Raw genomic sequence first — 21,195 nt, forward strand, 5'->3', positions numbered from 1 at the left:
TACAGTCTCCGCCCAGCAGGGGCCACTATCGTAGGAGATACCTCATAAGGGTGCGAGTGATGAATGGATAGAGTAGTGACCTATCCGGCGCCGGCAGACTAGGGTTGTTTCCCCCCAACCAACCCATAGTCTGCCGGCGTTTTTCTTTGCCCGGTTCCGCTCACGTTCCCCGGGCCACCGGCCCCTTGCCTGGGCCACCGCCTCTTACCTCGGACCGCGTTCCTTCTGCAGGATGACTTCGACCTCCACCGGGAGGAAGCCGAGTTGGGCGTTGATGGAGCGCATCCAGGTGTTGGTGTCATCGCTGCTCGTTCGGACTTTCTCCACGGCGGCGGTTTCCTTGGCCTGCTTCAGGCAGGCACGTTTGACCGCTGCTCCCAGACCTCGGCCACGGTGTCCGCCAAGGACGAGTGTCCCCTCAATCTGTGACGGGCGTTAGGCATCGGATCCGGCGAGCAAACAGGTCCAGGCGGCCACGTTTCCCGCGGAGTCCACTGCCAGGGTTTCAAAAACTGTGTACCCCTGGGCCGTCCAGAGGGCCATTTCGGCCGCATATTCCGCCGGTGACACGGGAGTTTCATTCCACGCCAGGTCGCCGTTGGGGGCCTCGGCATCCACCAGGCCCTTAATCTGTCCCACCTGTGTGCGGTACCGCTCCGGAACACCGTTGACGTAGGTGCAGATGTCATAGCCGGCCGGTGCCTTTGACGCCACCACCGGGGCTGTGAGCAGATCCAGTTCCACCACGGTTTCGGTTGTTGCGGCCGCGTAGCCCATCGGCTCCGAGAAGCGCCGGGTCAGCGCGTCTATGGCGGCCGGTTCCGGACGGTAGGCGCTGGCTACGAACCTCTTAGCGGTGGGCGGACTGGCGGCCTCAGCTGCGCGTGCCAGGGCCGAGCCGACGCCTGCGCTTTGGTGTTTTGGCTCCACCCAGACGAAGATCCAGGTCGTGTCCGCAGCATCATCTGCGGTCATCCCTGCGGCGAAGCCAAGCAGCGTTGTCCCGTCCCAGGCCCCGAGCAAAGTGTTGGTCCATCCGTTACCGGAGCGCCACCCGAGTATCCGGGCGTCCTCGCCAAGCGGTCTCCACCCGGGCCGGACGCGTTGGTTGGCTGCGCATTCAATGGCATAGGCAGCAGACATAACGCGGTCGTTGCCGACATCCAGGGGATGAATTTCCATGGGCTCACCCTACGACTTCCCGGGCACATGTTCCCGCACGGCTCGAGATGCCGCGTCCTCCTCCATAAGTGAGAGCACCGCTGCGTCTAGGCGATGCCGCTGTGCTGCCCGGCGGGATCGAGGATGCTCAGGGCCCGGTAGATGGTGGTATGGATGGGCACCGGCACGTTGTACTGGGCGGCGATTCGGACCAGGGCACCGTTCTGTTCCTCAAGCTCGGAGGGGCGCCCTGCGATGAGGTCACGCTGCATGGACGCGGTGCTCTCGGGCGCGAAGGCGTCGTACTGGTCCATGGTTGAGCGGACATCGTCATCCGTGAGCGCTGCACCGGCGGCCGCGGCGACGGCGGCTACTTCGCGCATGGCGTCCCGGACCAGTGCCCGGGTGGGCGGATGGCTGCGGGTTTCCCCGACGCTCTTGCGGCACAGCGCTCCCACGCCTCCGTAGGACGTAATGAGCATGAATTTCCGCCACAGGTCAGTGCTGATGTCCCCGGAAATCCGGGTCCTGATGCCGGCTGAGGACAGTGCGTCGGCCAGGGCCTGCACCCGCGGCGCAGGTGCGCCGTCGAGTTCGCCGAGGACGACGGCGGGCTGCCCGCCAACGTGGTGGACATGTCCCGGTTCAACGAGGTACGAGATGATCATGCACAAACCGCCCAGTGCATGCCCGGGGCCGGCGGCGGCCGTGATCTGCCCGGCGGCGGTGACCCCGTTCTGCAGGGGGAGCACCGGGGTGGCGGGGCCGAGGAGGGGCAACGCAGTCTTCATGACATCGCGGACGTGGCCGGCTTTGCAGGCGAGGATCACAGCGTCGCATTCCCCAATGCCCGCAGCATCCGTTGCGGCGCCGGCAACGGGAACCAGCTCGTCGCGTCCGTCGCCGCCGGTGACCCGTATCCCTTGCTTCCTCAGCGGCTCAAGGTGGCGGGGAGTGACAAGGAGGTGGACGTCCTGTCCTGCGGCGGACAGGGCTGCGGCAAAGTAGGCGCCGACGCCGCCGGCACCGATGATCCCGATCTTCATGGCTGCTGCCTTCCTGCTGCGGCCACCCGGTAGGGGTTGACCACCACTTGGACATCATCTTCGTAGAGGACTTCCCCCGGGTCACGGGAACGGGATTCCTCCCAATCGATTCCGTAGCAGTCCAGAAGGCCGAGGTAGCCGGGTATTCGGGCCAGCAGATGCCCGGCCGTCGTTTTGAACCAGGCCTGGGCACAGGGGTTTATTCCGCGGTTGTAAACGGCGGGATCAACGGTGTTCGGATCCGGGTAGGCGGCGTCACACCAGGCGTTGGCAGCGGCCCACCACCGGTAATCTTCATCCTTCAGCAGCCCCTCCCGGGCCAGCCCGTTGGCCAAGCCGAAGACGCCCACTCGAACTCCGCGCCGGTTGGGATTCCGTGCCTGGTACCTGACAAATTCCTGATCTGCGTCCACACCCCGAATCCTCGCATCCCCGCGGCTGCTAGGCCTCGGGGCGCGCTGGTGCCCTACCCGGTGGTGAAGTCGGGAAACTCGCCCGTGGCATCGGAGAAGGCCTCCTCGATGCCGCGGACGGTGCCGGGCGCGGCGGGGGATCCGAGCCACTCCCGCAGTCCGTCAACCGCAGGCTGCGGCCCTTCGGCCACCACCTGCACTGACCCGTCCGGACTGTTGGACACCACCCCCGTGAGTCCTAGCCGCATGGCCTGCTGCAGTGTCCGGTAGCGGAACCCCACCGCCTGCACCTCCCCGGTGATCCGGGCGGTTAGGCGGCGGGCCGGGAGCGAACCTGAATCCGAAGGCATCATCAGGCCAGAGTAGCGGCCTGCCCGGCGCGGCGTCAGCAGCAGCTGTGCGGCCCCAACCTCCGGGAAGAGGATCTTTAGCAGGCGACGGCGCCAGGCCGAACGGCGCCAGGCCGAACGGCGCCAGGCCGAACGGCGCCAAGCCGAACGGGCCGGGCGGCCGGGCCGGGCGGCCGGGCTTAGAGCAGCGGCCCGCCCAGCACGGCGCCGGCAGCAGCCAGCAGGGAACCGTCGGCCACCAGCAGCCGTGCAGCCTCGATCTCCGGCGCCAGGTATCGGTCCGGACCCGGTCCGGGAACGACGGCGCGCAGGGCAGCCCGCACGGCCGTGACTGCAGGGGCGCTGCGGGCGCTGTCCACGCCGCCGTCGCGCATGTCCAGTGCACGCGCGGACGTGAGCAGTTCGATCGCCAGGACCCGGGCCAGGCCGTCGATGGACCGGCGCAGCTTCAGGCCGGCGGCCCAGCCCATAGAAACGTGGTCCTCCTGCATGGCCGAGGACGGAATCGAATCCACCGACGCCGGCATGGCCAGCCGCTTGAGCTCGGACACGATTCCGGCCTGCGTGTACTGGGCAATCATGTGGCCGGAGTCCACGCCCGGATCGAACGCCAGGAAGGCGTTGAGGCCGTGGCTGCGGTTGCGGTCCAGGAAACGGTCGGTGCGACGCTCGCTCATGGACGCGACGTCGGCGACGGCGATAGCCAGGAAATCCAGCACGTAGCCCACGGGCGCACCGTGGAAGTTGCCGTTGGACTCCAGCCGGCCGTCAAGGGTCACCACCGGGTTGTCGATGGCCGAGGCGCGCTCACAGTCCGCAACGTTTTCCGCGTGCAAAAGCGTGGACCGGGCGGCGCCGTGGACCTGCGGTGCGCAGCGCAGCGAGTAGGCGTCCTGGACCCGTGTGAACCCGCCGGTTTTCTGCTCTTCGATCAGCGCCGATCCGGCCAGCACGGCACGGATGTTCGCTGCGGATTCGCCCTGCCCGGGCTGCGGCCGCAGGGCCTGCAGATCCGCCGCAAACACTGCGTCGCTGCCAAGCAGTCCCTCCACGCTCATTGCCGCGGCAAGGTCGGCGGTGGCCAGCAGCCGGCGCAGGTCGGCGTTGGCGAGCGTGAGCATGCCCAGCATTCCGTCGGTGCCGTTGATCAGGGCCAGGCCCTCCTTCTCCTGCAGTTCCACCGCCTCCAGTCCGGCGGCGGCCAGGGCTGCGGCCGCGGGGACCAGTGCGCCGTCGGCGTTGCGCACTTCGCCTTCACCCATCAGGGCCAGGGCACAGTGCGAGAGGGGAGCCAGATCGCCGGAGCAGCCCAGCGAGCCGTACTCACCAACGACGGGCGTGATGCCGGCGTTGAGGAGCCCGGCGTAGGCCAGGGCGACGGCGGGCCGGACGCCGGTGCGGCCGGTGGCCAGGGTGGCGAGCCGGTTCAGCATCAGGGCGCGGATTACTTCGCGGTCCACCTCGGCTCCCGACGACGCCGCGTGGCTGCGGATGAGCGAACGCTGCAGCTGCCGGCGCTGTTCCGGAACGATCTGCTTGACGGCCAGCGCGCCGAAGCCGGTGGACACCCCGTAGTGCGGTTTGTCGTCGGCCGCGAGTTCCTCGATGACCCCGCGGGAGGACTCCATCGCGGTCAGGGCGGAGGGGGACAGCGCCACAGCGGCGCCGTGCCGGGCGACGGCGACGATCTCTTCCGCGGTCAGCGGACCGACCCCCAGGTCAACTGCCGTACCGGCCATTTCAGTAGTCTTCATTTCTCCCCGTCATCGCGGAGATCCCTCTCCGAAACTGTGTTGCTGTCCTGCAGCGGCAATAATCCGCCGAGACTTCCATCTGAGCATCCAAACAGCGCCGAGCCTACTCTGTTTGCTGATTCCGTTTCTGGGATACCAGACAGTGCCCTAGGATCTGGGCATGCCAGCCTCCTATTCCCGCATCCAGGTTCCGGCCGCCGCGCAGGTCCTGTCGATTCTGCGCTACCTCGGAAGGCAGGCGGGGCCGGTCAGCGCCACCGCCGTCGCCCGGGACCTGTCACTGCCCCGCTCCACCACCTACCACCTGCTTGCGGCCCTGGTGGCGGACGGCTTCGCCGTGCACCTGCCGGAGGAACGCAAGTATGCGCTGGGAGCAACGGCGCATGAGCTCGGCACCGGGTACGCCCGTCAGGCGCCGCTGCAGCGCATTGCGCGTTTTCCACTGCGCCAGCTGGTGGCGCGGACCCGGCTGACCGCGCACCTGACGGTCCTGCAGGGCACCGATGTGATCTATGTGATCGAGGAGCGTGCACCGAAGCAGCAGCCGCTGGTGACTGACGCCGGTGTCCGGCTTCCGGCCCACCGCACCGCCAGCGGACGGGCCATGCTCGCGCGCATGACCGAGGTCCAGCTGCGGGCGCTGTACCCCGAGCCGGAGTCCGTCCGCTCCGGCCGCGGGGCCGGGCCCGGTCTGCCCACCCTGCTGGAACAGGTGCGGGGCCTGGGCTATGCGTGGGAGGAGAACGAAGTCACCGACGGTTTTTCCTCCCTGGCGGCGGCGGTCCTGGACCGGTCCGGGCGCGCGGTAGCCAGTGTCACGGTGACTGCGCCGAATGCCGTGCCGGGCGGGTCGGCAACGGGTCCGGCGGGCCGGAAGATCGGCGAATTCGCTGATCAGTGGCTTCCGGAAATGGTTCGCTGTGCCGCTGAAATCTCCCGCAGGCTGGGCGCTCAGCCGGTGCCGGGCGCATAAAGCGATGCAAGGCCGGATCACGCGAGCGGCACAGGACCTGTCTGGGATGCCAGACAGTGTGATGGAGTTCACTCGCGGGAAACATGCCGCGGCTACGGTCGGAACATGGCTACTACCTCCGATCCTTCCCGCAGCATCCGGGCCGCCCGCGGCACCTCCCTGACGGCTAAAAGCTGGCAGACCGAAGCACCCCTGCGCATGCTCATGAACAACCTGGACCCCGAAGTGGCCGAGCGCCCCGAGGATCTGGTGGTCTACGGCGGCACCGGCCGGGCTGCCCGCAGCTGGGAGGCCTACGACGCGATCACCCGGACCCTGGCCACGCTGGAGGACGACGAAACCCTGCTGGTCCAGTCCGGCAAACCCGTGGGCGTGTTCCGCACCAACGAGTGGGCGCCGCGGGTCCTGCTGGCCAACTCCAATCTGGTGGGGGACTGGGCCACCTGGCCGGAGTTCCGGCGGCTGGAGGCCGAGGGGCTGATGATGTACGGACAGATGACAGCTGGTTCCTGGATTTACATCGGCACCCAGGGCATCCTGCAGGGCACCTATGAGACCTTCGGGGCCGTGGCACGGAAACTGTTCGACGACGAAAACGCTACCCTGGCCGGCACCCTCACCCTGACCGGCGGCTGCGGCGGCATGGGCGGGGCACAGCCGCTGGCCGTGACCCTGAACGGGGGAGCGGTTCTCATTGTCGACGTCGACGAGACCCGGCTGCGCCGCCGCGCCGGCAAGCGCTACCTCCATGAGGTGGAAACCGATCTGGATGCCGCCGTCGCCAAGGTGATGGCGGCCAAGGCCGAGAAGCGCGCGCTCTCGGTGGGTCTGGTGGGCAACGCCGCAGAGGTGTTCGAGGAACTGCTGCGCCGGCAGACGGCCGGGGAAATCACCGTGGACATCGTCACCGACCAGACCTCGGCCCACGATCCGCTGAGCTACCTGCCGGCCGGGATTCCCATGGACCGGTGGAAGGCCGAAGCCGCAGCCGACCCCGAGGGCTTCACCAAGAAAGCCCGCGAATCCATGGCCCGCCAGGTGGCGGCCATGGTCGGCTTCCAGGACGCCGGGGCCGAGGTCTTCGACTACGGCAACTCCATCCGCGACGAGGCACGGCAGGGCGGATTCGACCGGGCCTTTGAGTTCCCGGGCTTTGTTCCCGCCTACATCCGTCCGCTGTTCTGCGAGGGGATGGGCCCGTTCCGCTGGGTGGCGCTCTCCGGGGACCCGCAGGACATTGCCGTCACCGACGCCGCAATGAAAGAGCTGTTTCCGGACAACGCCCGCCTGCACCGCTGGCTGGACGCCGCCGCGGAGCACGTTGAGTTTGAAGGGCTGCCGGCACGGATCTGCTGGCTGGGCTACGGCGACCGGGCCAAAGCCGGTCTGCTGTTCAACCGGCTCGTGGCTGAGGGCAGGGTTAGTGCCCCGATCGTCATCGGCCGCGACCACCTGGACTCCGGCTCCGTTGCATCCCCCTACCGCGAAACCGAGGCCATGGCGGACGGCTCCGACGCCGTTGCCGACTGGCCGCTGCTCAACGCAATGCTGAACACCGCCTCCGGGGCCACCTGGGTCTCAATCCACCACGGCGGCGGCGTGGGCATTGGCCGCTCCATCCATGCCGGACAGGTGTCGGTGGCCGACGGAACCGAGCTGGCGGCCCGCAAGCTGGAGCGGCTGCTGACCAATGACCCGGGCACCGGCGTGATCCGCCACGCCGACGCCGGCTACCGGCGGGCCTCCGACGTCGCCGCCGAGCGCGGCATCCGCATTCCGATGGAAGAGTAAGGATCCCGATGGAACCGTCCCACCACAGCCCCGGCACCGCAGCAGGTCCCTCCGCAGCAGGCTCCGCCACGACCGAGGCCTCAGGAAGGCAGACCGGCGCCTGGCGGTTCTTCGTGTACAGCGGCATCGGCATCTTCATGTTCTTCATTCCGATCACCCTCGGGGGCAGGAACACCATTCCGCTGGACCACCTGGTCACCTGGATCACCGGCGGGCTGGGCGGCGCCACCCGGTATGTGGCTCTGGCCCTGATTCTGGCCGGTACCGTGTATCCGTTCGCGAGCGGGAGGTGGCGGGAATCTCCGCTGAAGCGGACCTTCGCGCTGCTGAACATCATCGGACTCATCGCCGGGGCCATGCTGGTTTTCGGCGTCGGCCCGCAGTGGTTCTTCGACCCCGACCTCGGACCGTTCCTGTACGACAAGCTGGTCATCCCGGTGGGGTTCATTGTTCCGATCGGAGCCATCTTTCTGGCCCTGCTGGTGGGCTACGGACTGATGGAGTTTGTCGGTGTCCTGGTTCAGCCGATCATGCGTCCCGTCTGGCGCACGCCGGGACGCTCGGCGGTTGACGCCGTCGCCTCCTTCGTGGGCAGCTACTCCCTGGGCCTGCTGATCACCGACCGGGTCTACCAGAGTGGACGCTACACGGCGCGCGAAGCATCGATCATTGCCACGGGCTTCTCCACCGTGTCCGTCACCTTCATGCTGATCGTCGCGAAAACCCTGGACATCATGCACCTGTGGCTGCCGTACTTTTTCCTCACCTTCGCCGTCACCTTCCTGGTTACGGCCATCACGGTGCGCATTCCGCCGCTCAGCCGGATTCCGGATGACTACTACCCCGGTGTGACGCCCCAGCCGGAAGCCAAGGTCACCGGAAACCGCGGCGCGGCGGCGTGGAACGAGGCGCGGGCGGCCCTGCAAACAGCGCCGCGGCTGGGCCGGAACATCGTGCACAATGTCCGTGACGGCGTGCTCATGTCCATGGCCATCCTGCCCTCGATCATGTCCGTGGGCCTGATCGGGCTGCTGCTGGCCCGTTTCACCCCGGTGTTCGACTGGCTTGGATACCTCTTCTACCCCCTCACTCTCGTGCTGCAGCTGCCGGATCCGATGCTGGCGGCCAAGGCCTCCGCCGTCGGCATTGCCGAGATGTTCCTGCCTGCCACCGTGGTCGCCGGGCACGAGTCCGAGGTGCTCCGGCTGGTGATCGCCGTGGTGTGCGTTTCGGCGATCATCTTCTTCTCCGCACTGGTGCCGTGCGTCCTGGCCACCCGGATTCCGATCAAGGTGTGGCATCTGCTGGTTATCTGGGCTGAGCGGGTGGCACTGAGCCTGATCATTACGACGCCGGTGGCGTTCCTGCTGGTGGGAACATAGACATGGTGAACACAACAAGCGTCAACACCCTCATGGCCGCCCTGACTGACATTGGACGCGACAGCCGCCGGGGCGGCTACTCCCGCCCGGTGTACTCCGCCGCCGAACTGGAGCTGCGCGAGTGGTTCGCAGCGGAGGCCGCCCGCCGCGGCCTGGCCGTGGAGACGGACTGCAACGGGATCCTCTGGGCCTGGTGGGACCTGCCCGGCAGCGGGACCGGCTCCGGGCTGTCCGCACCGGAACGCCGGGGCGCCCTGGTAACCGGCTCCCACCTGGATTCCGTTCCCGGCGGCGGCGCCTTCGACGGGCCGCTGGGTGTGGCGAGCGCACTCGCCGCCGTGGACATCCTGCAGGCCCGGGAAAACGACGGGACCCTGCTCCGGAACCGGGCGCTCGCCGTCGCGGTGTTCCCGGAAGAGGAAGGTTCGCGCTTTGGTGTTGCCTGCCTCGGCTCCCGCCTGCTGGCCGGTGCGATCGACTTGCGCAAGGCGCTGTCACTGCGCGACGCGGATGGCAACACCTTCGCCGACGTCTCCAAGGCCAACGGCCTTGACCCTGCTCTGATGGGACGCGACGACGCCGCACTGGGCCTCATCGGGGACTTCGTGGAACTGCACGTGGAGCAGGGCCGAGGGCTGAACACCGAAGAGTTCACCGACTCCGCCGGACGCGGGCCCGCCGTCGCGGTGGGCGGTTCCGTCCTGGGCCACGGCCGGTGGCGCTTCACGATCTCGGGGCAGGGCAACCACGCCGGCACCACCCTGATGGCGGACAGATCCGACCCCATGGTCGCTGCGGCGCAGCTGATCGTGGCCGTGCGCCAGACCGCCGCCGCGCAGGCCGGGGCCCGTGCCACCGTGGGCCGGCTGGAGCCGGTGCCCGGGGGCACCAACGTCATTGCTTCGCGGGTGGACCTCTGGCTGGACGTGCGGCATCCGGACGACGCCGTCACGGCTGCCCTGGTCGAGAAAATCCACGGCCAGGCCCAGAAGATCGCCGCGTTTGAAGGCTGCAGCGTGCAGCTGACCGAGGAGTCACTCTCCGGCACCGTCCACTTCGACCCGGCGCTGCAGCGTTCCCTGGAACAGTCAGCAACCCGCACCGTTCCGGATGCGCCGGTCCTCGCCACCGGAGCCGGGCACGACGCCGGAGTGCTGGCGGCCCGCGTGCCCACCGGCATGCTGTTTGTCCGCAACCCCTCCGGCATCAGCCACTCCCCGGAGGAATACGTGGAGGACTGGGATGCCGATACGGGCGTCCTGGCCCTGGCGGACGTGCTGCAGGACCTGCTGTGACCCAGGCGTTCTGGTGTGAGCAGGGCTGGGTGAACGGAGAGGTGGCGGACGGCGTCCGGCTGGAGGTCGACGACGCCGGGCTGGTCACCCGGTCGGAAACCGGAGTGCCGGCCCGGGACGGCGACTCCCGGCTGTCCGGCGTGACCTTTCCGGCGGCGTCGAACGCGCATTCCCACGCCTTCCACCGCGTCCTGCGCGGCCGCACGCACGACGGCGGCGGCACCTTCTGGACCTGGCGCGAGCAAATGTACGAGGCAGCCGGTGCCCTGACGCCGGAGCAGTATGAGCAGCTGGCCACCGCCGTGTTCGCCGAAATGGTGGTCACAGGATTCACGTCGGTCGCAGAGTTCCACTATGTCCACCACCGGCCGGACGGCAGCGCCTACGGCGGGGAGGACCCGGGTGAGCACGCCATGGAACGGGCGCTGGCCCGCGCCGCCGTATCGGCCGGCATCCGGCTGACCCTGCTGGACACCTGCTACCTGGCCGGCGGGTTCGGGGTTCCGCTGAATGACCGGCAGCAGCGCTTCGGAGACGGCGATGCCCGGGGCTGGCTGGACCGGCTGGCTTCGCTGCGGAAGGCCGTTGCCGGGGAGTTCGATCCGGCACAGGTGAGCGTGGGGGCGGCACTGCACTCGGTGCGCGGCGTCCCGGAAGCTGACCTGCAGGTCATCGCGGCCGGCCTGCCGGCGGATCTTCCACTGCACATCCACCTCTCCGAACAGCCCGCCGAGAACGACGCCTGCGTACAGGCCACCGGCCTGACCCCTACGATGCTGCTGCACAAACACGGGCTGCTGACCCGGCGGCTCTCCGCCGTGCACGCCACGCACCTGAGCGCTGAAGACATCGCGGCCCTGGGCGAAGCCGGCGCCACCGTGGTCATGTGCCCCACCACCGAGGCCGATCTGGCCGACGGGATCGGCCCCGCAGCCCGGCTGCAGGCAGCGGGTGCCCGGATTGCGCTGGGAACCGACCAGCACGCCGTCGTCGATCCCTTCCTGGAAATGCGGGCACTGGAGCACGGCGAGCGGCTGTCCTCCGGGGAGCGCGGCCGCTTCACGCCCGCTGACCTGCATGCCGCAGCGTCCGACGCCGGAGCCCGCGCCCAGGGACGCACGCGCACCGGGCTGGAAGCCGGCGCCGTGTGCGACCTGATGTGCGTGGATCCCGCGAGCATCCGCACCGCCGGGTCCCGCCCCGGGCAACTGGCCCTGTCGGCCACCGCCGCGGACGTCCACACCGTCGTCGTCGGCGGCCGTGTCCTGGCCCGCAGCGGCCGGCATACAACCCTCGGCGATCCGGCTGCCCTGCTGGCCGCCGCCGTCGCCGCGGTTGACGCCGCCCGCACCACCACCCCGGAAGGAACTCCGCAACCATGAGCACGGCAACACCCCAGACCGCTTCCACGCTGATCACCAACATCGGCGAACTCTCCACCCAGGACTACACCGAGGGGGCGGCGGCTTCCGTCCTTCACCGTGCCGCGGTGCTGTTCGAAGGCGAGCGGATCAGCTGGATCGGCGCCGCCGCCGACGCTCCGTCCGCCGATGCGGTGGTTGACGCCGGCGGCCGGGCCGGACTGCCGGGCTGGGTGGATTCACATACGCACCTGGTGTTCGCCGGGGACCGCAGCGCCGAGTTCGAGGCCCGGATGGCCGGGCAGTCCTACGCCGCCGGCGGGATTGCCGTCACCACGGAGGCTACGCGCGGGGCCTCGGACTATGACCTGACCCGGCTGCTGCTGGCCCGCGTTGCCGAAGCAGCCGCGGGCGGAACCACCTACTTGGAAACCAAGACCGGATACGGGCTGAACCTCGAGGAGGAGCGGAGGCACGCGCGCATCGCCTCCGGTGTGGCCGACCAGGTGACGTTCCTGGGCGCGCACCTGGTGCCCGACGGCGTGGACGCCGACGAGTACACCGACCTCGTCTGCACCGACATGCTCGATGCCGTCCTGCCGTACGTGCAGTGGGCGGACGTGTTCTGTGAAAAGGGTGCCTTCACCGAGGACCAGTCCCGCCGCGTGCTGGCTGCCTGCCGGAAGGCCGGGCTCGGACTGCGGGTGCACGGAAACCAGCTGGGCCCCGGTGCGGGCGTGCAGCTGGCCGTGGAATTCGGGGCAGCCAGCGTGGACCACGTGAACTACCTGTCCGACGACGACGTCGCCGCGCTCGCCGGCACCTGGTCCGGCTGGGACGGGGCCGGAACGCCGGGCTCCGTGGCCACCTGCCTGCCCGCCTGCGACCTCTCCACCCGGGCGCCGCTGGCCGACGCCCGCCGGCTGCTTGACGCCGGTGTACCGGTGGCACTGGCCTCGAACTGCAACCCCGGGACCTCCTACACCAGCTCGATGAACTTCTGCGTGGCGACTGCCGTGCTGCAGATGGGCCTGACCGTCCAGGAAGCCCTCCATGCGGCAACCTACGGCGGAGCGCTCGCCCTGCGTGTCCACACCGGCACAGACCGGGACGGACAGCGGGCGGTGGGCTCGCTCGCCGTCGGGCACCGGGCGGATCTGCAGCTGCTCAACGCGCCCTCGGCCGCGCACCTGGCCTACCGCCCGGGCATGCCGCTGACCGGCAGTGTCTGGCGGTCCGGTGTGCAGGTGCGCTGACGCCGGCTGAGGTCCCGCCCTTGCCCCCGGCACCCGGGCACCCGGGCAGGGTTGAGATGTGTTTCCCGGCGGGCTCACGCTCAACCTGCGGCTTCTGCGCGAATGGCGGCTTCTGCGCGAACAGCTGGTTCGAGAAAACCGGCATGGTCAAGGTCACCTATGAAACGGTCCGCTCCTGACCCGGCACAATAGGACCATGCCCGCCGCCTTCCCCTCCGCCCCCGCCGAAACCCTGGATCCGCGGGCCCGGAAGATGCTCGTTTTTGAAATCCTGATTGTCCTGGGACTGTCGCTGGGCAGATCAGGGGTGTACGCCGTCGTCGAGCTCCTGGAAAAGGCGGCGGAGGGCCCGCTCGCCGGGCAGACGACCACACTGAACCCGGTCCTGGACGAGAACCCGGTGTTCGACCTGGTGTACCAGCTGCTGGGAATCTTCTTCTCCCTGCTGCCGGTGGCGCTGGTGCTGTTCCTGCTGACCGAACCGGGCAAGAGCGTGTTCCGGCGCCTCGGCTTCACCTTCGCCAAACCGGTGCGCGACTTTGCGCTGGGTTTCGGGCTGGCGGCAGTCATCGGCGTCGGGACCCTGGGCGTATACGCCGCGGGGCGTGCGCTGGGCATCACCACCGCTCTGGTGCCCGCGGCCCTGGACACCTACTGGTGGACGCTTCCGGTGCTGATCCTGTCCGCCCTGCGGCACGCCGTGCTCGAGGAAGTCATTGTGGTGGGGTATCTCTTTATCCGGCTGCGGCAGCTGGGCTGGAGCACCCCGGCCATCATCCTCACCAGTGCGCTGATCCGTGCCAGCTACCACCTGTACCAGGGGATCGGGCCCGGGATCGGAAACTTCCTGATGGGACTGCTCTTCGGCTACGCCTACACCAAGACGAAGCGCGTGATGCCGCTGGTGATCGCGCACGCCCTCGTGGACATTGCCGGTTTTGTCGGGTTTGCGCTGTTCGGTCCGGCGATCGGCATCGGCGACTGACCCGGGCCCGTGCCTGGCTGAGTCAGTGCCTGAGTCAGTGCCTGAGGGCAGCTGCCACGGCCTGCCGCCGAGGCCCGTGCGCCCGGGCACGCTAGGATCTCCGGATGAATGAATCCGCGCTGACCCTCGACCTGGTCTCCCCGTGACACTGACAACTCCCTGGGGAGCGGACCTGGATCCGGACGCCGTCCTGCAGGAGTACCCCCGCCCGCAGCTGGTCCGCGACAGCTACCTCAACCTCAACGGCTACTGGCAGTACGCCATCACCTCCGCGCGCCGGGAGGCGCCGCCGGCAGACGGCGAGTGGGACGGGCAAATCCTGGTGCCGTTTTCCCCCGAGGCTCCGCTCTCCGGCGTGAACCGCCAGCTCCAGCCGCAGCAGCTCCTCTGGTACCGGCGCAGCCTCCGCCTGCCCGAGGGCTTCGCCGGCGAACGGGTGCTGCTGCACTTCGGTGCGGTGGACCAGAGCTGCACGGTCACCGTCAACGGGGTTGAGGTGGGAGGGAACGACGGCGGGTACCTCCCGTTCTCGCTGGACGTCACCGATGCGCTCGCCGCCGGGACCCGTGACGCCGCGGGCGCCGGTTCCTCCGCGACCGACGCCGGCGTGGACGCTGGAACCGACGCCGCGGCCGCCGGAACCGAACACGAGATCATCGTCCGGGTCCGCGACATCAGCGACACCGGCTACGCCAGCCGGGGCAAGCAGATGCTGGACCGCGGCGGCATCTGGTACACGGCACAGTCCGGGATCTGGCAGACGGTCTGGCTGGAATCGGTGCCGCGAGTCAGCATTTCCCGGCTGGACCTGGTGCCGGATCTCGACTCCGTTTCCGTCACCGTGCACGTGGACGACTGCACCCCGCGTGGGGGCGGTGCGGCAGGGACACCGGCAGGCCCGAACCTGCAGGCGGTGATCACCGTGTCCGCCGACGGGCGCACTGTGGCGGACGCCGTCGTCGTGCCCGGTGCTGCAACCCGCATTCCGGTACCGGATCCGCGTCTGTGGACGCCGGACGATCCTTTTCTGTATGACGTTTCCGTGACGCTGGTTGCCGACGGCGGTGCTGGGGACGCTGCCGCCGGTGAGGAGCTGGACAGCATCAGCAGCTACACCGGACTGCGGACTTTCGGCGTCGGACCGGACAATGCCGGCCATACCCGGCTGCTGCTCAACGGCCGCCCCTACTTCCACGCCGGACTGCTGGATCAGGGGTACTGGCCGGACGGGCTGTACACGGCACCGTCGGATGAGGCGCTCGCCTACGACATCCAGGCCGCGAAAGACCTCGGTTTCACCATGCTGCGCAAACACATCAAGATCGAGCCGCTGCGCTGGTACTACCACTGCGACCGTCTCGGCATGCTGGTCTGGCAGGACCTGGTCAACGGCGGCCGGTCGTACCGGCACGCGGTCGTGACTGCGCCTGCGGTTGGCGTACCCCACCGCGACGATAGTGACTATGCCGCTTTCGGACGCTCCGACGAGCAGGGCCGGGACGATTTCCGCGGCGAGCTGCGCTCAACGGTCGAGCTGCTGCGCAACTGCACCTCGATTGCCGTGTGGGTGCCGTTCAACGAGGGTTGGGGCCAGTTCGACGCGAAGGCGGCAACGCAGCTGCTGCGCGAACTCGACCCCACCCGGAGCATCGACCACGCCAGCGGCTGGCACGACCAGGGCGGGGGAGACCTCAAGAGCGTGCACGTTTATTTTGTGCCGTTCAAGCTGCGAAAGGGGTGGCTCCGGGACGGCCGCGCCGTCGTGCTTTCCGAATACGGCGGGTACAGCCTGCGCGTCCCGGGCCACACTTTCAATGAGAAGGAGTTCGGGTACCGGCGCTTCAAGACCCCCGAGGCCCTGCGGCAGGCGTATGAAAAGCTGCACCGGCGGCAGATCGAACCGGCGGTGGCGCAGGGGCTGGCCGCCACGGTCTATACCCAGCTCACGGATGTGGAGGACGAGGTGAACGGGCTGCTCACCTACGACCGGCGGGTGGTGAAGATCGACGCCGGGACGGTGCGGGACCTTAACGCCGGGCTCATCCGGGCGGCGGCTGCTGCTGTTCTGCCGACGTTTCGGGACTGATCGGCATTCCCCTCCGCTTTGACACCATTGCTCCGCTGCGCAGCGGAGGGATTGTCACAAAGCGGAGGGTTTCTCACAAAGCGGAGGGAATCAGCGGCGGCCAGGTCGGGGCAGCCCGGCCCGGACCAGACGCTGCACCAAACCCTCCGGGTGCTGGGGCGGCCGGGTGATGTCGTTCCAGGACCAGCGGACAAATCCGACGCCGGTGGCCCGAATAGCGTCTTCCCGGCGTTTCTCCCGCAGGAGGGTATCCCACGAGGGTGCAATGCTTCCTTTGACGCTTCCGTATTTCACCGCACCGTCGAACTCCCCGACGAGCCTGTGCCCGGGCCAGTAAAAGTCGGTGCGGAACCGCCCTGCCGCAGTATGGAATTCATGCTGGAGCTCAGGCTCCGGAAAACCCTGCCGGTACAGCACGGCCCGGGAGTAGGATTCACCGGCTGACTCGGAGAGCGCCTGCGCGAAGTCAATAACCCGCCGGGCCCGGAGTTGTTTGGGACGGCCGGGCAGATGCTCCGCCAGCTCCCGAAGGTGTTCTTTCTCCAGGCCGGGAAGACCACGAACGGGATCCGGGCGAAGAACATGATCCATGGCAGGGACTGCACGCTCGAAGTCCAGATAGGCAGCCATGTCCAGGACCGTATGCGCACGGGAAGTTACGGGGAGACCGTCCCACGCGGTGACCGGTTCCAGCAGCCGGCGCTCAGCCCAGCGGAGATCCCCGCGGCGTCGGCCATGGGTGGGATAAACGGCCAGCAGCAGTACTTCGGGTGACTTCCCAATGACAGGCAGTCCCCAGATGGTTGCGGCGGATTGTTGAATGAGGATGCGCTGCCCCGGCACCTGGGCGACAGCGGCCCGGATCCGTGCCCGCTCCCGTTCCCAGGGAGACAGAATCCGCCAGTCCTCCGCCTGCATGTACACACCAGGGCGGAGACGGACGAGTTTGCCCGATCGGCAGCTCAGCGCCAGGGAACGCCGGTCCGTACCATTGGTTTCGGCGTCGGCTGAGTAAATGAATGCCGGGTCCATGCCTCAAGGCTGGACGGGTTGCGGACCGCCCGCCAGCGCAAGAGGCCCGGTTGTGGACACCCCTCCGGTTTGACGCAATCCCTCCGCTGCGCAGCGGAGGGATCCGGACAAACCGGAGGGGTCCGGACAAACCGGAGCGGCGCAGCCTAAATCTCGACCAGGCCGTTCGCCGTGTTGAACGTGACGGACATGATGCCGGGGGTTCCCTTCGGGGAAATCCATGTGACACCCACATTTTCCAGCGGCTCTTCAACCGGCGTGCCCAGCCACCGGGTGACCCGCTCGGCGGATCCGGCAATGGTCAGCGAATTCAGCTTCACGGCACCGGGCATGCCGGGCAGGGCAGCGGAGGGATGCAGCGGCTCAGTGCCCTCGTCCCAGCGCAGCATGTAGGGCACCTGGGGGTCGGCGATGAGGCCGTTGATGCCGATCTGGCGCCAGGTCAGTTCCTGGCCGTCGGGAAACTTGCGGTTGCCCGGGACCGACTCGCGGCCCAGGCGCTCTTCAAACGGAGACAGATCGTCCACTGCAACGCACCAGCCCATCCAGCCGCCGCCGCATTCGGAGCGCTGCCGAACGGCCTGTCCGAAAGGAGCTTTGTCTGATGCCGGGTGGCTCAGGGCCTCCACCACCTCGACATACTGGTGGTTAGCCAGAGGAAGAATCATGTTGCGGGTGCCGAAACGGGGGTGGACGCCACCCTTGACGAAGTCCGCTCCCAGAGCGGAAGCAATCCTCTCGGTCGTGGCCAAAAGACCGTCGGATTCACAGGCATAAGATACATGGTCCAAGCGCATGCGGCCCATAATTGCACGTTGTGACCGACCTCTCGACCAAGGTAACCCTAACTGCGTGTACTTACTTTTTCTGCCCGCGGATCGGGTGCTTTTCCGCCGCTGAGCACGGCCCGGGAATCCCTGCTCTTGAGGGCAGGGCCGCTGGCCAAAAACAGCACGGTAAGCCGTACTGCCCGCTCGGCGGTGGTGCTGCAACGCAGGGAAATGAACCGTCACAGAGGTTGCGGGGTTCGGGGTTATCCGTTTTCATAGGGGGAATAGGTCATGAGTGCCAGCAGATAGCCCCGGCTTGCTGGCCGGCAACCCTCCAACCGCGGTGGGGTGCCCCGGGTGAAGACCTGGCTGTACGTCAATCGGGCGTATGGCAAGCGCGGGTCACACGTGGCTGCCGGCTCTTTCCCGGCTAGAAGTCTCGATGCGGCCCCTGGTCAATAGGGAGCAATGCCATGTCAGGAAACTGGTCCTTCGAAACCCGTCAGATCCATGTGGGACAGGAGCCCGACGCCGTCACCGGTGCCCGTGCACTGCCGATCTACCAGACGACGTCGTTCGTCTTTCCCAGCGCCGAAGCGGCTGCCAACCGGTTTGCCCTGGCTGAGCTCGCGCCGATCTACACACGAATCGGCAACCCCACCCAGGAAGCGGTGGAAAACCGGATCGCGTCCCTTGAAGGCGGGCTCGGTGCGCTGCTGCTCGCCTCGGGGCAGGCCGCGGAGACCTTCGCGATCCTGAACGTCGCCGAAGCCGGCGACCACATTGTCGCCAGCCCCAGCCTGTACGGCGGCACCTACAACCTCTTTAAGCACACCCTGAAGAAGTTCGGCATCGAGACCACCTTTGTGCAGGACCCGGACAACCTCGACCAGTGGCGCAGCGGCGTGCAGCCCAACACCAAGGCGTTTTTCGGCGAAGTGGTCTCCAACCCGCGCCAGGACGTCCTGGACATCGAAGGCATCAGCGCCGTCGCGCATGAGGCCGGCGTCCCGCTGATTGTGGACAACACCCTGTCCACCCCGTACCTGATCCGTCCCATTGAATGGGGAGCGGACATTGTGGTGCATTCGGCCACGAAATACCTGGGCGGCCACGGGACCTCGATTGCCGGCGTCATTGTCGATTCGGGCAACTTCGACTTCGGCGCCGATCCGGAGAAGTTCCCCGGGTTCAACACCCCGGACGAGAGCTACAACGGCCTGGTGTACGCCAGGGACCTGGGAGCCGACGGCGTCCTGGGCGCCAACCTCGCCTACATCCTCAAGGCCCGGGTGCAGCTGCTGCGCGACCTCGGTTCGGCCGTCTCACCGTTCAACGCGTTCCTCATCGCCCAGGGGCTGGAGACGCTGAGCCTGCGGGTGGAACGGCACGTGGCCAACGCCGTCGCAGTCGCCAACTGGCTCGAAGCGCACGACGACGTCATCTCGGTCGCCTACGCGGGCCTTGAGTCCAGCCCGTGGTTTGAGCGCGGACGCAAGTACGGGCCGCGCGGCACCGGTGCCATTGTTTCCTTCGACATCACCGGCGGCATCGAGGCGGGGAAACGCTTCGTGGATGCGCTGGAGCTGCACTCCCATGTGGCGAACGTGGGCGACGTCCGCTCCCTGGTGATCCATCCGGCGTCGACCACACACAGCCAGCTGGGGGCCGAAGCACAGCTCGCCGCGGGGGTCAGCCCGGGCCTGGTGCGGCTGTCCGTCGGCATCGAGCACATTGACGACATCATTGCCGACCTCGACGCCGGCTTCCGGGCCGCCAAGGGAGCGTAGCGATTCGCGTGACCCTGCCGTCCACGGTGCCGCAGCACCCCGCCCCCGCCCGGGACGGGGTGCTGCGCCATGCGCACATCGGCAGCCTGGATTTGGAAACCGGCGGGCACCTGCCGCAGGTGACACTGGCTTATGAAACGTGGGGCAGGCTTAACGCCGATGCGTCCAACGCGGTCCTGGTGGCCCATGCCCTGACCGGCAGCACTCATGTTGCCCGCGGGGACACCGGGGAAGACGGATGGTGGGACGCCTTGGTGGGTCCGGGGAAATCCGTGGACACCAACCGATTCTTTGTGGTGGCGGTCAACATGCTCGGCGGCTGTTACGGCTCCACCGGACCGTCCTCGCCCGATCCGCAGGGCCTGCCCTGGGGATCGCGCTTCCCGTTTGTCACCATCCGGGACTCCGTCCGCGCCGAAGCCCGGCTTGCGGACCAGCTGGGCATCCGGTCCTGGCACACGGTGCTGGGCGGATCGCTGGGCGGGGCGCGGGCCCTGGAATGGGCCGTTACCGAACCGGACCGGGTGCGGCGCTGCGCCGTCATTGCCTGCACGGCAGCCAGCTCGGCCGAGCAGATCGCCTTTGGACAGGCGCAGCTTGAGGCCATCCGGCTGGACCCGCGCTTCAGCGGCGGCGACTACTACAACGGCCCGACGCCGACTGCCGGCCTGGGCCTGGCCCGCCGGATAGCGCACATCACCTACCGTTCGGAGCCGGAGCTGGAGTACCGGTTTGGGCACCAGCCGCAGACGCAGGAGGACCCGCTGGGTTCCGCCCTGCCGGCCGAGCGGGGCCGGTACGCGGTGGAGAGCTACCTGGACCACCAGGCCCGCAAGCTGGTGGAACGGTTCGATGCCAACAGCTACTTGGTGCTGACCGAAGCGCTGATGAGCCACAACGTAGCCCGCGGCCGCGGCTCCCTGGAACAGGCGCTGGCCGGGGTCACGGCGGAGTTCTTTGTTGCCGCCGTCGACTCGGACCGGCTCTACTTCCCGGAACAGTCCGAGGTCCTGGCGGCCGCGCTGCCCGGCAGTGTGGAGGTGCACACCATCACGGCGCCCATTGGCCACGACGGGTTCCTTACCGACGTCGAGCAGATCGGTGTTCCGCTCAGGAAACGGTTCTTCGGATCAGCGTGAGCGCGCCGGAGCCGCGCGGGTGCTCTTGCCAAGGCGGTCCGGCCGTGGAAGAACAATGACATGGGTGATTCAATTCGGGTTGCGGCGCAGGCCCAGTGCCCGCCGGCGGAACTCTGGCATGCACTGGTGGACAACCGGGCCGCGTGGTGGCCCGGCATGGATTTCACCCCCAGTCCCGGGTCGCCGCTGAGCGAGCGGGCGGCGCAGGGTCCGGCCGACGACGGCGGTGAGCAGCGCGCCACGGGCACCGTGCTCGCCGTGGCCCGCGACCGGCTTTTGTCCTTCCGCTGGACCAAACCCGGCTGGAACGCCCACACGGTGGTGAGCTTCCTGCTGGACGCGGTTCCGGGCCCGGACGCCGAAACCGATTACACCGACGTCGTCATCACCGAAAGCGGCCTGGGCACCCTGGCGGACGGGGACGAGGTGGCGCGCACCCACTCCGGCGCCTGGGCGGACCATTTGGCGACGCTCATTCAGCTGGCGGAAAGGGTTCGCGGGGCTGACTCCTCCTGAATGATGCGGTGTTAGTCTTGCCGCCATGACACCGCACCGACAAGCCGGCAGGCTAGCCGGCATAGCTCCGGCATAGCCCGGCAGAACCCGGCCGC

The 21,195-nt window shown here is 68.1% G+C and carries 19 protein-coding genes and 1 riboswitch; of the genes, 11 read left to right on the forward strand and 8 right to left on the reverse strand.

Annotated features, from left to right (window positions below; all coding sequences use genetic code 11):
- Nucleotides 1-204: 204 nt before the first annotated feature.
- The 6 genes from M1D40_RS05195 to hutH all read right to left on the reverse strand — a co-directional run bounded on the left by M1D40_RS05195 (nucleotide 205) and on the right by hutH (nucleotide 4,724).
- Entirely contained in the window at nucleotides 205-423 is a 219-nt protein-coding gene (locus tag M1D40_RS05195; protein WP_461171009.1) for a hypothetical protein, read from the reverse strand.
- Between the two features lie 12 nt (nucleotides 424-435).
- Nucleotides 436-1,182: a GNAT family N-acetyltransferase gene (locus M1D40_RS05200; protein ID WP_461170445.1), complete on the reverse strand. Its 747-nt coding sequence runs from the start codon at nucleotides 1,180-1,182 to the stop codon at nucleotides 436-438.
- 86 nt (nucleotides 1,183-1,268) lie between these two features.
- Entirely contained in the window at nucleotides 1,269-2,207 is a 939-nt protein-coding gene (locus tag M1D40_RS05205; protein WP_461170446.1) for a ketopantoate reductase family protein, read from the reverse strand.
- Nucleotides 2,204-2,620, reverse strand: coding sequence for a hypothetical protein (locus M1D40_RS05210; RefSeq protein ID WP_461170447.1), 417 nt, complete (start codon nucleotides 2,618-2,620; stop codon nucleotides 2,204-2,206). The genes M1D40_RS05205 and M1D40_RS05210 overlap by 4 nt, the downstream gene beginning before the upstream one ends.
- A gap of 53 nt (nucleotides 2,621-2,673) precedes the next feature.
- Nucleotides 2,674-2,973 carry an acylphosphatase gene (locus M1D40_RS05215; RefSeq protein WP_461170448.1) on the reverse strand — a complete coding sequence of 100 codons (300 nt, stop codon included), beginning with the start codon at nucleotides 2,971-2,973 and terminating at the stop codon, nucleotides 2,674-2,676.
- Between the two features lie 176 nt (nucleotides 2,974-3,149).
- Entirely contained in the window at nucleotides 3,150-4,724 is a 1,575-nt protein-coding gene (gene hutH / locus M1D40_RS05220; protein ID WP_461170449.1) for a histidine ammonia-lyase, read from the reverse strand.
- A 160-nt stretch (nucleotides 4,725-4,884) separates the two neighbouring features.
- On the opposite strand from hutH, the gene M1D40_RS05225 reads away from it, so the two are divergent.
- The 8 genes from M1D40_RS05225 (at nucleotide 4,885) to M1D40_RS05260 (ending at nucleotide 15,853) form a co-directional block, all read left to right on the forward strand.
- Complete coding sequence (locus M1D40_RS05225) at nucleotides 4,885-5,697, forward strand: IclR family transcriptional regulator (protein WP_341393857.1); 813 nt, start codon at nucleotides 4,885-4,887, stop codon at nucleotides 5,695-5,697.
- 105 nt (nucleotides 5,698-5,802) lie between these two features.
- Entirely contained in the window at nucleotides 5,803-7,488 is a 1,686-nt protein-coding gene (locus M1D40_RS05230; RefSeq protein ID WP_461170450.1) for a urocanate hydratase, read from the forward strand.
- An 8-nt stretch (nucleotides 7,489-7,496) separates the two neighbouring features.
- A complete protein-coding gene (locus M1D40_RS05235) occupies nucleotides 7,497-8,870 on the forward strand; it encodes a YjiH family protein (RefSeq protein WP_341393855.1) in 1,374 nt (457 codons plus the stop codon).
- 2 nt (nucleotides 8,871-8,872) lie between these two features.
- Entirely contained in the window at nucleotides 8,873-10,165 is a 1,293-nt protein-coding gene (locus tag M1D40_RS05240) for an allantoate amidohydrolase (RefSeq protein ID WP_461170451.1), read from the forward strand.
- On the forward strand, nucleotides 10,162-11,547 hold the full coding sequence (locus tag M1D40_RS05245; protein ID WP_461170452.1) for a formimidoylglutamate deiminase: 1,386 nt from the start codon (nucleotides 10,162-10,164) through the stop codon (nucleotides 11,545-11,547). Before M1D40_RS05240 ends, M1D40_RS05245 begins: the two co-directional genes overlap by 4 nt.
- Complete coding sequence (gene hutI, locus M1D40_RS05250; protein ID WP_461170453.1) at nucleotides 11,544-12,782, forward strand: imidazolonepropionase; 1,239 nt, start codon at nucleotides 11,544-11,546, stop codon at nucleotides 12,780-12,782. The genes M1D40_RS05245 and hutI overlap by 4 nt, the downstream gene beginning before the upstream one ends.
- Nucleotides 12,783-12,978: 196 nt before the next feature.
- A complete protein-coding gene (locus M1D40_RS05255) occupies nucleotides 12,979-13,767 on the forward strand; it encodes a CPBP family intramembrane glutamic endopeptidase (protein WP_461170454.1) in 789 nt (262 codons plus the stop codon).
- Between the two features lie 142 nt (nucleotides 13,768-13,909).
- Nucleotides 13,910-15,853: a glycoside hydrolase family 2 protein gene (locus M1D40_RS05260; protein WP_461170455.1), complete on the forward strand. Its 1,944-nt coding sequence runs from the start codon at nucleotides 13,910-13,912 to the stop codon at nucleotides 15,851-15,853.
- 90 nt (nucleotides 15,854-15,943) lie between these two features.
- Here M1D40_RS05260 and M1D40_RS05265 read toward each other — a convergent pair whose 3' ends face one another.
- Nucleotides 15,944-16,885, reverse strand: a complete 942-nt coding sequence (locus M1D40_RS05265) for a hypothetical protein (protein ID WP_461170456.1) — start codon at nucleotides 16,883-16,885, stop codon at nucleotides 15,944-15,946.
- Between the two features lie 146 nt (nucleotides 16,886-17,031).
- The gene (locus M1D40_RS05270) at nucleotides 17,032-17,682 is read right to left on the reverse strand and encodes a VOC family protein (RefSeq protein WP_341393848.1); all 651 of its coding nucleotides are present in this window, start codon (nucleotides 17,680-17,682) and stop codon (nucleotides 17,032-17,034) included.
- Nucleotides 17,683-17,942: 260 nt separating this feature from the next.
- Nucleotides 17,943-18,059: riboswitch (SAM riboswitch) on the forward strand.
- A 69-nt stretch (nucleotides 18,060-18,128) separates the two neighbouring features.
- Between M1D40_RS05270 and M1D40_RS05275 the strand changes: the two genes are divergently transcribed.
- From M1D40_RS05275 to M1D40_RS05285, 3 genes are read left to right on the forward strand one after another with little or no spacing between them, the layout of a single operon-like run.
- Nucleotides 18,129-19,445, forward strand: coding sequence for a bifunctional o-acetylhomoserine/o-acetylserine sulfhydrylase (locus tag M1D40_RS05275; RefSeq protein WP_461170457.1), 1,317 nt, complete (start codon nucleotides 18,129-18,131; stop codon nucleotides 19,443-19,445).
- An 8-nt stretch (nucleotides 19,446-19,453) separates the two neighbouring features.
- Nucleotides 19,454-20,584 (forward strand): homoserine O-acetyltransferase MetX, encoded by a 1,131-nt coding sequence (gene metX / locus M1D40_RS05280; protein ID WP_461170458.1) that lies wholly within the window; start codon nucleotides 19,454-19,456, stop codon nucleotides 20,582-20,584.
- Nucleotides 20,585-20,644: 60 nt separating this feature from the next.
- Nucleotides 20,645-21,100, forward strand: coding sequence for an SRPBCC family protein (locus M1D40_RS05285; protein ID WP_461170459.1), 456 nt, complete (start codon nucleotides 20,645-20,647; stop codon nucleotides 21,098-21,100).
- The last annotated feature ends 95 nt before the right edge of the window (nucleotides 21,101-21,195 follow it).

The sequence above is a fragment of the Arthrobacter sp. Z1-15 genome (assembly GCF_054792395.1).

Coding starts and splice junctions, on each gene's coding strand:
- M1D40_RS05200 (WP_461170445.1), bottom strand. CDS start 1,182: ATGGAAATTCATCCCCTGGATGTCGGCAACGACCGCGTTATGTCTGCT.
- M1D40_RS05205 (WP_461170446.1), bottom strand. CDS start 2,207: ATGAAGATCGGGATCATCGGTGCCGGCGGCGTCGGCGCCTACTTTGCC.
- M1D40_RS05215 (WP_461170448.1), bottom strand. CDS start 2,973: ATGATGCCTTCGGATTCAGGTTCGCTCCCGGCCCGCCGCCTAACCGCC.
- hutH (WP_461170449.1), bottom strand. CDS start 4,724: ATGAAGACTACTGAAATGGCCGGTACGGCAGTTGACCTGGGGGTCGGT.
- M1D40_RS05225 (WP_341393857.1), top strand. CDS start 4,885: ATGCCAGCCTCCTATTCCCGCATCCAGGTTCCGGCCGCCGCGCAGGTC.
- M1D40_RS05230 (WP_461170450.1), top strand. CDS start 5,803: ATGGCTACTACCTCCGATCCTTCCCGCAGCATCCGGGCCGCCCGCGGC.
- M1D40_RS05235 (WP_341393855.1), top strand. CDS start 7,497: ATGGAACCGTCCCACCACAGCCCCGGCACCGCAGCAGGTCCCTCCGCA.
- M1D40_RS05240 (WP_461170451.1), top strand. CDS start 8,873: ATGGTGAACACAACAAGCGTCAACACCCTCATGGCCGCCCTGACTGAC.
- hutI (WP_461170453.1), top strand. CDS start 11,544: ATGAGCACGGCAACACCCCAGACCGCTTCCACGCTGATCACCAACATC.
- M1D40_RS05255 (WP_461170454.1), top strand. CDS start 12,979: ATGCCCGCCGCCTTCCCCTCCGCCCCCGCCGAAACCCTGGATCCGCGG.
- M1D40_RS05265 (WP_461170456.1), bottom strand. CDS start 16,885: ATGGACCCGGCATTCATTTACTCAGCCGACGCCGAAACCAATGGTACG.
- M1D40_RS05270 (WP_341393848.1), bottom strand. CDS start 17,682: ATGCGCTTGGACCATGTATCTTATGCCTGTGAATCCGACGGTCTTTTG.
- M1D40_RS05275 (WP_461170457.1), top strand. CDS start 18,129: ATGTCAGGAAACTGGTCCTTCGAAACCCGTCAGATCCATGTGGGACAG.
- M1D40_RS05285 (WP_461170459.1), top strand. CDS start 20,645: ATGGGTGATTCAATTCGGGTTGCGGCGCAGGCCCAGTGCCCGCCGGCG.